The 10,977-nt window shown below is 72.7% G+C and carries 6 protein-coding genes; all 6 read right to left on the bottom strand.

Translation table 11 applies throughout. From position 1 onward, the window contains the following. Window positions 1-191: 191 nt before the first annotated feature. A complete protein-coding gene (locus ACFYWQ_RS01205) occupies window positions 192-1,205 on the bottom strand; it encodes a helix-turn-helix transcriptional regulator (RefSeq protein WP_389511673.1) in 1,014 nt (337 codons plus the stop codon). 101 nt (window positions 1,206-1,306) lie between these two features. After that, window positions 1,307-4,009 (bottom strand): pyruvate dehydrogenase (acetyl-transferring), homodimeric type, encoded by a 2,703-nt coding sequence (gene aceE / locus ACFYWQ_RS01200; RefSeq protein ID WP_389511672.1) that lies wholly within the window; start codon window positions 4,007-4,009, stop codon window positions 1,307-1,309. 447 nt (window positions 4,010-4,456) lie between these two features. Then, the gene (locus tag ACFYWQ_RS01195) at window positions 4,457-5,089 is read right to left on the bottom strand and encodes a GntR family transcriptional regulator (protein WP_389511671.1); all 633 of its coding nucleotides are present in this window, start codon (window positions 5,087-5,089) and stop codon (window positions 4,457-4,459) included. 259 nt (window positions 5,090-5,348) lie between these two features. Continuing rightward, complete coding sequence (gene sucB / locus ACFYWQ_RS01190; protein ID WP_389511670.1) at window positions 5,349-7,160, bottom strand: 2-oxoglutarate dehydrogenase, E2 component, dihydrolipoamide succinyltransferase; 1,812 nt, start codon at window positions 7,158-7,160, stop codon at window positions 5,349-5,351. Between the two features lie 58 nt (window positions 7,161-7,218). Next, window positions 7,219-8,607, bottom strand: coding sequence for a dihydrolipoyl dehydrogenase (gene lpdA, locus ACFYWQ_RS01185; protein WP_389511669.1), 1,389 nt, complete (start codon window positions 8,605-8,607; stop codon window positions 7,219-7,221). Window positions 8,608-9,096: 489 nt separating this feature from the next. Further along, window positions 9,097-10,638, bottom strand: a complete 1,542-nt coding sequence (locus tag ACFYWQ_RS01180; protein ID WP_389511668.1) for a leucyl aminopeptidase — start codon at window positions 10,636-10,638, stop codon at window positions 9,097-9,099. Between the last annotated feature and the right edge of the window lie 339 nt (window positions 10,639-10,977).

Below are 10,977 nucleotides of genomic sequence, written 5' to 3'. Positions count from 1 at the left end.
CGGCGGGGCGGCTGCGGGCGCCGGGCTGTCTGTTGTACGGGCCGTGCGTGCCGTGTCCGCGCCGAGAGCGGGCCCTGAAGGGGTGCAGCGGGCCGTCCAGGCGGGGCCGGGCCCCGGCCCCGCCTCGCGGCCCGGGAGGGCCGGGGCCGCGAGGCGGGTGTCCAGGGCGGTGCGCCCGCGCACGAGCCCCGTCAGTCGTACAGGCGGGCCCACCGTGCCGCGTCCTCGGTGAAGCGGTGGCGCAGGGACGGCGGGGAGAGCACCTCGGCCTCCGGGCCCAGCGCGGTGAGCTGGGCGTGGGCCACCTCCTCGGACTCCACGCGCAGCACGACCGTCACCCGGCCGGCCGCGTCGGGCTCCCCGGCGCGGGCCAGGGCGTCCCGGGCCGCCACCGGGTCCACGGCGTGCGGCAGCCCCCGTACGCCGGTCTCCGACAGCCGCAGGACCACCTCCGTCCGGAGGATCGACCGGGCGAACCGCTCGGCCTGGTCGGCCCAGTGGGCCGGCAGGTCGAAGTCCTCGTCCCGGGCGAAACGATCCTCCTGCGCCTCCGGCGCCCCCGGCGCTCCGACCGGTTCCACCGCCGTGAACCGGTCGATCCGGTACGTCCGGAAGGACCCGGCGCCCGCGACCCGCGCGCACAGGTACCAGACCCCCGCCTTGAGCACGAGCCCGTACGGTTCCAGCTCCCGCACCACCTCCCGCCGGCGCTCCCCCTCGCCCCGCCGGTACCGGGCGCGGATCCGCCGGTCGTCCCAGACCGCCTCCGCGACCACCGGCAGCAGCTCGGGCGTGCGCGGCTCCTGGAACCAGCCCGGCGCGTCCAGGTGGAACCGCTGCGCGGCCGTGCGCGGGGCGTCCCGGAGGGAGGGCAGCAGCGCGGCGGACACCTTCAGCCGGGCGGCCGAGGCCGCGTCCTCCAGCCCCATCTCCCGCAGCGCCCCCGGCACCCCGCTCAGGAACAGCGCCTCGGCCTCCCCGCGGGCCAGCCCGGTCAGCCGCGTCCGGTAGCCGCCCACCAGCCGGTAACCCCCGGCCCGCCCCCGCTCGGCGTACACCGGGACGCCCGCCTCCGACAGCGCCTGGGCGTCCCGGGCGACCGTCCGCTCCGACACCTCCAGCTCGCGCGCCAGCTCGGCGGCGGTCAGGGAGGAGGACCGGGACTGGAGCAGGAGCACCATCTTGATGAGCCGGGCCGCACGCATGGGTTCATGATGCCGGGACCCACCGGCACGGAAACGGGGAAGGGGCACGGCGGCCGCCGCACCCCTTCCCCGGAACCTCGGGACCCTCGGGCCCCCGGTGACTACAGCCCGTACTTCTCCCGGGCCTCCTTCACCGCCGTCGCCTTGACCTCGCCGCGCTTCGCGAGCTGGGCCAGGGCCGCGACGACGACCGACTGCGCGTCGACGCCGAAGTGACGGCGGGCCGCCTCACGGGTGTCCGACAGGCCGAAGCCGTCGGCGCCCAGCGACGAGTAGTCCTGCTCGACCCACTGCGCGATCTGGTCCGGGACCTGCCGCATGTAGTCGGAGACCGCCAGCACCGGCCCCTCGGCGCCCTGCAACGCCTGACGGACGTACGGCACCCGCTCCTCGCCGCGCAGCAGGGCCGCGTCGGCCTCCAGCGCGTCGCGGCGCAGCTCGGTCCAGGAGGTCGCGGACCACACGTCGGCGGCCACGCCCCACTCCTCGGCGAGCAGCCGCTGCGCCTCCAGCACCCAGTGGATCGCCGTGCCGGAGCCCAGCAGCTGGATCCGCGGGGCGTTGGCGGCCGGGGCGAGCGCCGCCGACTCCGCCGTGTTGAAGCGGTACAGGCCCTTGACGATGCCCTCGTCGATACCGAGGCCGGACGGCTTCGCCGGCTGCGGCATCGGCTCGTTGTAGACGGTCAGGTAGTAGAAGACGTTCGGGTCCTCGCCCGGGGCCGCCTCGCCGTACATGCGGCGCAGACCGTCCTTGACGATGACGGCGATCTCGTACGCGAACGCCGGGTCGTACGTCAGCGCGGCCGGGTTGGTCGCGGCGATGACGGGGGAGTGGCCGTCGGCGTGCTGGAGGCCCTCACCGGTCAGCGTGGTGCGGCCGGCGGTGGCGCCGACGAGGAAGCCGCGGCCGAGCTGGTCGCCGAGCTGCCACATCTGGTCGGCCGTGCGCTGCCAGCCGAACATCGAGTAGAAGATGTAGAACGGGATCATCGTCTCGCCGTGCGTCGCGTACGACGTCGAGGCGGCGATGAAGTCGGCCATCGAGCCGGCCTCGGTGATCCCCTCGTTGAGGATCTGGCCGTTCTCGGCCTCCTTGTAGTACATCAGCTGGTCGCGGTCGACCGGCTCGTACGTCTGGCCCTTGGGCGAGTAGATGCCCAGGGACGGGAAGAGGCTCTCCATGCCGAAGGTGCGCGCCTCGTCGGGGACGATCGGCACCCAGCGCTTGCCGGTCTCCTTGTCGCGGACCAGGTCCTTGACCAGGCGGACGAAGGCCATCGTGGTCGCCACGCTCTGCGCGCCGGAGCCCTTGTCGAAGGAGGCGAACGCCTTCTCCGCCGGGGCGGGCAGCGGGGCGACGGGGTGCACACGGCGGGCCGGGGCCGGGCCGCCGAGGGCCGCGCGGCGCTCCTGGAGGTAGCGGACCTCGGGGGAGTCGGCACCGGGGTGGCCGTAGGGGACGACCCCGTCGACGAACTGCGCGTCGGAGATCGGCAGCTCCAGCAGGTCGCGCATGGTCTTGAACTCGTCCACCGTCAGCTTCTTCATCTGGTGGTTGGCGTTCTTCGACGCGAAGCCCTCACCGAGGGTGTGGCCCTTGACGGTCTGCGCCAGGATCACGGTCGGCGCGCCCTTGTGCGCCAGGGCGGCACGGTAGGCGGCGTAGACCTTGCGCGCCTCGTGACCACCGCGGGAGAGGTGGAAGCACTCGAGGATCTTGTCGTCGCTCAGCAGTTTCGCCATCTCGACGAGCGCCGGGTCGGCGCCGAAGAAGTCCTGGCGGATGTAGGCGGCGTCACGGGTCTGGTACGTCTGCACCTGCGCGTCGGGTACCTGGCGCAGACGGCGTACGAGCGCGCCCGTGGTGTCGAGCCGGAACAGCTCGTCCCAGGCGGTGCCCCACAGCGTCTTGACCACGTTCCAGCCGGCGCCGCGGAACTGCGCCTCCAGCTCCTGCACGATCTTGAAGTTCGCGCGGACCGGGCCGTCGAGGCGCTGGAGGTTGCAGTTGATGACGAAGGTGAGGTTGTCCAGCTCCTCGCGGGCGGCGAGCGCGAGGGCCGCCGTCGACTCGGGCTCGTCCATCTCGCCGTCGCCGAGGAACGCCCACACGTGGGAGGCGGAGACGTCCTTGATGCCGCGGTTGGTCAGGTAGCGGTTGAAGCGCGCCTGGTAGATCGCGGAGAGCGGGCCGAGGCCCATCGACACCGTCGGGAACTCCCACAGCCAGGGCAGCCGCCGCGGGTGCGGGTAGGACGGGAGACCGTTGCCGCCCGCCTCCTGGCGGAAGTTGTCCAGGTGGCTCTCGTTCAGCCGGCCGTCGAGGAAGGCGCGGGCGTAGATGCCGGGGGAGGCGTGGCCCTGGATGTAGAGCTGGTCGCCCGAACCGTCGGCCTCCTTGCCCCGGAAGAAGTGGTTGAAGCCGGTCTCGTACAGCCAGGCGGCGGAGGCGAAGGTGGCGATGTGGCCGCCGACGCCGTACTTGGAGCCGCGGGTGACCATCGCGGCCGCGTTCCAGCGGTTCCAGGCGGTGATCCGGGTCTCCATCGCCTCGTCACCCGGTACGGCGGGCTCGGCGGCGGTGGGGATGCTGTTGACGTAGTCGGTCTCGAGCAGCTTGGGCAGCGCGATGCCGTTGCCCTCGGCACGCTCCAGCGTGCGCCGCATCAGGTACGCGGCACGGTGCGGACCGGCCGCCTTGGTGACCGCGTCCAGTGAGGCCTGCCATTCGGCGGTCTCCTCCGGGTCACGGTCGGGAAGCTGGTCGAGCGCGCTCGGCTGGATGGCGTTGGGGTCGGTCATGTCGCCGCCTTCCTCAGTCGAAGGGGGTTCCCTCATCTGCAAGGGTTCGGGGGTGCCCTAGGTCTTTGGCAGGACAGGGCGGGGGCTTGGGTGGCAAGCCCGTCGGTGACTGTAACCCCCTGATCGATGATCGATCAAAGGGTTGAGGGACAAAATCTCTCGATAACGAGAAAATAGGCACGCGGTGCCTTCGTCAGTGGCACCGGGTGACGCCGAAATGGGCGGTTTTCGCAGGTGGGGCGGCGTCTGAGCGCGGGCGCGCTCCGGTGTCCGCGAGGGGGCGGCGGCGGGGAGACGGCGGTCCGGCGGCGGGGAGACGGCGGTCCGGCGGCGGGGAGACGGCGGTCCGGCGGCGGTGAGACGGTACGCCGCACTGCCCGCCCGTCCGGGCGGGTTGTCGGTGATCGGTGAGCGGTGATCGGTGGCCGGCGATCGGTGGCCGGTGGCCTACTCGCCCCCGTGCCGCGGTGCGCAGCCCAGGACGTGGGCCTTCACCAGCTCCGCGATCCTCGGGTCGCGCCGGCGGAACGCCTGCACCAGCTCCTCGTGCTCCTCCGCGTACGACTGCTGGACCGTCCCCAGCCAGCGGATCGACAGGGCGGTGAAGACCTCGATGCCCAGCCCCTCCCAAGTGTGCAGCAGGACGGAGTTGCCCGCCGCCCGGACCAGCTCGCGGTGGAAGGCCACGGTGTGCCGCACCTGGGCCGTGCCGTCCGACGCGAGGTCCGCCTCGTACAGCGCCGCCACGTGCGGTTCCAGCGCCGAGCAGTCCTCCGCCAGCCGCTGCGCCGCCAGCTCCGCCGCGATCGCCTCCAGACCGGCCCGGACCGGATAGCTTTCCTCCAGGTCGGCCGCGGTCAGGTTGCGCACCCGGACGCCCTTGTTCGGCGCGGACTCGATCAGCCGCAGCGACTCCAGCTCGCGCAGCGCCTCCCGCACCGGCGTCTGGCTGACCTCCAGCTCGGTGGCGATCCGCCGCTCCACGATCCGCTCGCCCGGCTTCCAGCGCCCGCTGACGATCCCCTCCACGATGTGCTCGCGGATCTGTTCGCGCAGCGAGTGGACGACGGGCGCGGTCATGAGGGCTCCTTAGGGAGGGGCCGCCCATCGGCCCCTAGGGCGTTTGACGTTTAGACAATACGGCCGACGGCTGCTCCCGGAGGGGCGCTGGGGGTGCTTTCCCGCAGGTGAGACGAGACTTACACGACCCCGAAACGCGCGGCGCCCCCGCCCGGAGGCCCGAGGGCTCCGAACGGGGGCGCCGTACAGCCGTACGGCCAGGAGGCGTGCCGTGCGATCCCGACGTCGTCGGGGTCCCGGCCCGGTGCGGGCCGACGGGTCAGAGGCCGAGCTCGACCTCGAACTCGCCCGCCTCCAGGATCGCCTTGACCGCGGTCAGGTAACGCGCGGCGTCGGCGCCGTCCACCAGACGGTGGTCGTAGGACAGGGTCAGGTACGTCATGTCGCGGACGCCGATGACCGTGCCCTCCTCCGTCTCGATGACGGCCGGACGCTTGACCGTGGCACCGATGCCGAGGATCGCGACCTGGCCCGGCGGCACGATGATCGTGTCGAAGAGCGCACCGCGCGAACCGGTGTTGGAGATGGTGAAGGTCGCGCCGGCCAGCTCGTCCGGGCTGATCCTGCTCGCCCGGACCTTGCCCGCGAGGTCGGCCGTGGCCTTGGCGATCCCGGCGATGTTCAGGTCGCCGGCGCCCTTGATGACCGGGGTCATCAGGCCCTTCTCGGAGTCCACCGCGATACCGATGTTCTCGGAGTCGAAGTAGGTGATCGTGCCCTCGGCCTCGTTGATCTTGGCGTTGATGACCGGGTGGGCCTTCAGCGCCTGGGCCGCCGCCTTCACGAAGAACGGCATCGGGGAGAGCTTGACGCCCTCGCGCGCGGCGAAGGAGCCCTTGGCCTGGGCGCGCAGGCGCATCAGGCGGGTGACGTCCACCTCGACGACCGAGGACAGCTGGGCCTGCTCGTGCAGGGCCTTGACCATGTTGTCGCCGATGACCTTGCGGATGCGCGGCATCTTGACGGTCTGGCCGCGCAGCGGGGAGACCTCGAGCTTCGGGGCCTTCTTCGCGGCGGCCGGGGCGGCCGCGGCCGGAGCCGGCGCCGGAGCGGCGGCGGCGGCCTTCGCGGCCTCGGCCGCGGCGACGACGTCCTGCTTGCGGATACGGCCGCCGACGCCGGTGCCCTTGACGGACGCCAGGTCGACGCCGCTCTCGGCGGCGAGCTTGCGCACCAGCGGGGTGACGTAGGCGCCCTCGTCGGTGGCCTGCGCGGCGACCGGCGCCGGAGCGGCCGGAGCCGGGGTGACCGGGGCCGGAGCGGCCGGCGCGGGCGCCGGGGCGGCGGGCTGGACCGGGGCCGGAGCGGCGGCGGCCGGGGCGGCCGGAGCAGCCGGGGCCGGAGCCGGGGCGGCGGGCGCGACCGGAGCGGGCGCCGGGGCGGGGGCAGCGGCGGCGGGCGCCGGAGCCGGGGCCGCGGGGGCCGGGGCGGCCGCCGGAGCGGCACCCGGAGCGCCGATGACGGCGAGCTTGGCGCCGACCTCGGCGGTCTCGTCCTCGCCGACCGTGATCTCGAGCAGCACACCGGAGGTGGGCGCGGGGATCTCGGTGTCGACCTTGTCGGTGGAGACCTCGAGCAGCGGCTCGTCGGCCTCGACGCTGTCGCCGACCGACTTCAGCCAGCGGGTGACGGTGCCCTCGGTGACGGACTCGCCGAGCGCGGGCAGGACGACGTCCGTGCCCTCGGCGGAACCGGCGCCGGCGGCGGCCTCGGCGGTGGGAGCCGGGGCCGGGGCGGCCTGCTCGGTGGACGGCTGGGCGGCCGGGGCCGGCTCGGGGGCCGGCGGGGCGACCTGCTCGGCGGCCGGGGCCGGAGCGGCGGCGGGCGCGCCGGTGCCGTCGTCGATGACGGCCAGCTCGGCGCCGACCTCGACCGTCTCGTCCTCGGCGACCTTGATGGAGGCCAGGATGCCGGCGGCCGGGGAGGGGATCTCGGTGTCGACCTTGTCGGTGGAGACCTCGAGCAGCGGCTCGTCGGCCTCGACGCGCTCGCCCTCGGCCTTCAGCCAGCGGGTGACAGTGCCCTCGGTGACGCTCTCGCCGAGCGCCGGAAGGGTTACGGAAACCGCCATGGTTTCGGTTGCTCCTTACGAATTGCGGAAGTCTGTGTCGTCGCTTGTCGACCGAGGGTCAGTCGTGCGCGTGGAGGGGCTTGCCCGCCAGGGCCAGGTGGGCTTCGCCGAGCGCCTCGTTCTGCGTCGGGTGGGCGTGGATGAGCTGGGCCACCTCGGCCGGCAGGGCCTCCCAGTTGTAGATCAGCTGGGCCTCGCCGACCTGCTCGCCCATGCGGTCGCCGACCATGTGGACGCCGACCACGGCACCGTCCTTGACCTGGACGAGCTTGATCTCGCCCGCGGTCTGAAGGATCTTGCTCTTGCCGTTGCCCGCCAGGTTGTACTTCAGAGCGACGACCTTGTCCGCGCCGTAGATCTCCTTGGCCTTGGCCTCGGTGATGCCCACGGAGGCGACCTCCGGGTGGCAGTACGTCACCCGCGGGACACCGTCGTAGTCGATCGGGACGGTCTTCAGACCGGCCAGGCGCTCCGCCACCAGGATGCCCTCGGCGAAGCCGACGTGCGCGAGCTGGAGCGTCGGGACCAGGTCGCCGACGGCGGAGATGGTGGGGACGTTCGTCCGCATGTACTCGTCGACCAGGACGTAGCCGCGGTCCGTCGCGACGCCCTGCTCCTCGTAGCCGAGACCGGCCGAGACGGGCCCGCGGCCCACCGCGACCAGCAGGACCTCGGCCTCGAACTCCTTGCCGTCGGCCAGGGTGACCTTGACGCCGTCGGCGGTGTACTCGGCCTTGGAGAAGAAGGTGCCGAGGTTGAACTTGATGCCGCGCTTGCGGAACGCGCGCTCAAGAAGCTTCGAGCTGTTCTCGTCCTCGACCGGGACGAGGTGCTTCAGACCCTCGATGACGGTGACGTCCGAGCCGAACGACTTCCACGCGGAGGCGAACTCCACGCCGATGACACCGCCGCCCAGGATGATCGCGGACTTCGGCACGCGGTCCAGGACGAGGGCGTGGTCGGAGGAGATGATCCGGTTGCCGTCGATCTCCAGGCCCGGCAGCGACTTCGGTACGGAGCCGGTCGCCAGCAGGACGTGGCGGCCCTGGATCCGCTGACCGTTCACGTCGACGGAGGTGGGGGAGGACAGCCGGCCCTCACCCTCGATGTACGTCACCTTGCGGGAGGCGACGAGACCCTGGAGGCCCTTGTACAGGCCGGAGATCACGCCGTCCTTGTACTTGTGGACCCCGGCGATGTCGATGCCCTCGAAAGTGGCCTTGACGCCGAACTGCTCGCTCTCGCGGGCCTGGTCGGCGATCTCGCCCGCGTGCAGCAGGGCCTTGGTGGGGATGCAACCCCGGTGCAGGCAGGTGCCGCCGACCTTGTCCTTCTCGATCAGGGCGACGTCCAGGCCCAGCTGCGCCCCGCGCAGGGCCGCGGCGTAACCGCCACTACCACCGCCGAGGATCACTAGGTCGAAAACGGTGCTGGCGTCGTTCGCCACGTCACGTCCTCCATGCATGTGCGCCACGCCGGTCGTCGGTGACCGGTCGGCGGCTGGTGTCCGGCCGCTCTTCGTTCGGCCCTGTGGTGGGGCCCTGTCCTGCCGAGCCCCATCTTCGCACCTGTGGGAGGCGTACGGGACGCGGGGCCGGGGTGTGAGACGCCCCACGCTCACGTGTGACGGGGGGAATCGGCCCCGCCGGGGGCGCGGGAAACCGCGCGACCAGCCACATACGGTTCGCACCCGCTGCACAACGGACACGACCCGAGTGATCAGGCGCACAGTCCCCCGCTCCGGGGGAGCCAGGGCCTGTCGTCCGGATCACGCCGCAGACGCGGGGTCCGGCACGCGCATCTGCGGCGTTGTCGTCGGTTGCCGATGCTCCGCATCGACGCCCTCCTCCGCCTTGCAGCTGCACGCACCAGACCCCGCTCACCGGCGCTCACAGGGCGCTGTCGGGTCCCTGCGACCTGATCCGAACGACAGGCCCTAGCCGAGATCGCCCGCGGCGGTCAGCTCCGCGAGGCGCACCAGCGTCCGCACGGCCGTACCGGTGCCGCCCTTGGGGGTGTAGCCGAAGGGGCCGCCCTCGTTGAACGCCGGGCCGGCGATGTCCAGGTGAGCCCAGGCGATCCCCTCGCCCACGAACTCCCGCAGGAAGAGGCCGGCGACCAGCCCGCCGCCCATCCGCTCACCCATGTTGGCGATGTCGGCGACGGAGGAGTCCATGCCCTTGCGCAGGTGCTCGGGCAGCGGCATGGGCCAGGCCGGCTCCCCGACCTCCTCCGCGGTCTCGAACACCGTGGAGCGGAACGCCTCGTCGTTCGCCATGATCGCGAACGTGCGGTTGCCCAGCGCCAGCATCATCGCGCCGGTCAGCGTGGCGACGTCCACGATGGCGTCCGGCTTCTCCTGGGAGGCGGCCCACAGGGCGTCGGCGAGCACCAGCCGGCCCTCGGCGTCGGTGTTGAGGACCTCGACGGTCTTGCCGCTGTACATGCGCAGCACGTCACCCGGGCGGGTGGCGGAGCCGGACGGCATGTTCTCGGCGAGCGCCAGCCAGCCGGTGACGTTCACCTCCAGGCCGATGCGCGCCGCGGCGACCACGGCCGCGAAGACGGCGGCCGCGCCGCTCATGTCGCACTTCATCGTCTCGTTGTGACCGGCCGGCTTCAGCGAGATGCCGCCCGAGTCGTAGGTGATGCCCTTGCCGACGAAGGCGAGGTGCTTCTTCGCCTTGGACGAGGTGTACGTCAGCTTCACCAGGCGCGGGGCCGACGCGGAGCCGGCGCCGACGCCGAGGATGCCGCCGTAGCCGCCCTTGGCGAGGGCCTTCTCGTCCAGGACCTGCACCTTGATGCCGTGGTCCTTGGCCGCGGTCTGGGCGAGGGTGGCGAAGGCCTCCGGGTTGAGGTCGTTCGGCGGCATGTTGATCAGGTCGCGGGCGCGGTTGAGCTCCTCGGCGACGGCGGCGGCGCGGGCGAGCGCGGCCTTGTGGGCGGCGTCGCGCGGCTTGCCGCCGAGCAGGACGGCCTCGGCGAGCGGCGCCTTGCCCTTCTTCGCCTTCGCGGCGTTCCCGGCGCCGTTCTTGTAGGCGTCGAAGGAGTACGCGCCGAGCACCACGCCCTCGGCGACCGCGCCGAGGCCTGCGCCGTCCGCCAGCGGCAGGGCGAAGGCGGCCTTCTTGGTCCCGGTCAGGGTGCGGGCGGCCACACCGGAAGCCCTGCGCAGGGCCTCGGCGTCGTAGGAGGCGTCCTTCTCTGGCTCCCCGCCCAGCCCCACCGCCAGCACGAGCGGTGCCTTGAAGCCGGCCGGGGCGGGCAGCTTCGTCACCTCGCCCTCGGCGCCGGTGGCCCCGAGGGTCTCCAGGACGCCGGCGAGCCGGCCGTCGTAGGCCTTGTCCACGGCTTCGGCGCCCGGGGCGACGACCAGGTCACCGGAGCCGGGTGCAGTGCCCTTGGCGACACCGATCACGATCGCGTCGGCCCGCAGGCCGGGCGCCGCGGCGGTGCTGAGAGTGAGAGCAGTCACGGTGGTGAATTCTCGCTTCCGATGTGAAGTTGCTGTGGCCGGAAATGTGTGGGTCGACCGGGCCCGACAGCCGACCCTGGATCCGGGTCGAGGGTGCGGTCGCAACCGAGGCCGGCCGCACCGGCGCGGCGAACCGGCACGGCGAACCCCGCAACGAGCGTACGCGCGCGTGTGCAATCGCTCACGCACACGAGTCCTCACCTGTCGGTTGGCGTCGTGGCCACGGCCCGATCCTCGCACCCCATGACTCGAGTCACACGCCCCGGGTCGGCATGGCGGCGTCGGCGACACCGGCTCGGGCGGCTCCCCGACGACCGCCGGTGCCGTCGGACACCCGGC

Origin of the sequence: Streptomyces sp. NPDC003247, assembly GCF_042888135.1 — a bacterium.
Classification (GTDB): Bacteria; Actinomycetota; Actinomycetes; order Streptomycetales; family Streptomycetaceae; genus Streptomyces.
Note: the sequence above shows the minus strand (reverse complement) of the source record. Positions and strands in the feature narration are given on the sequence as shown.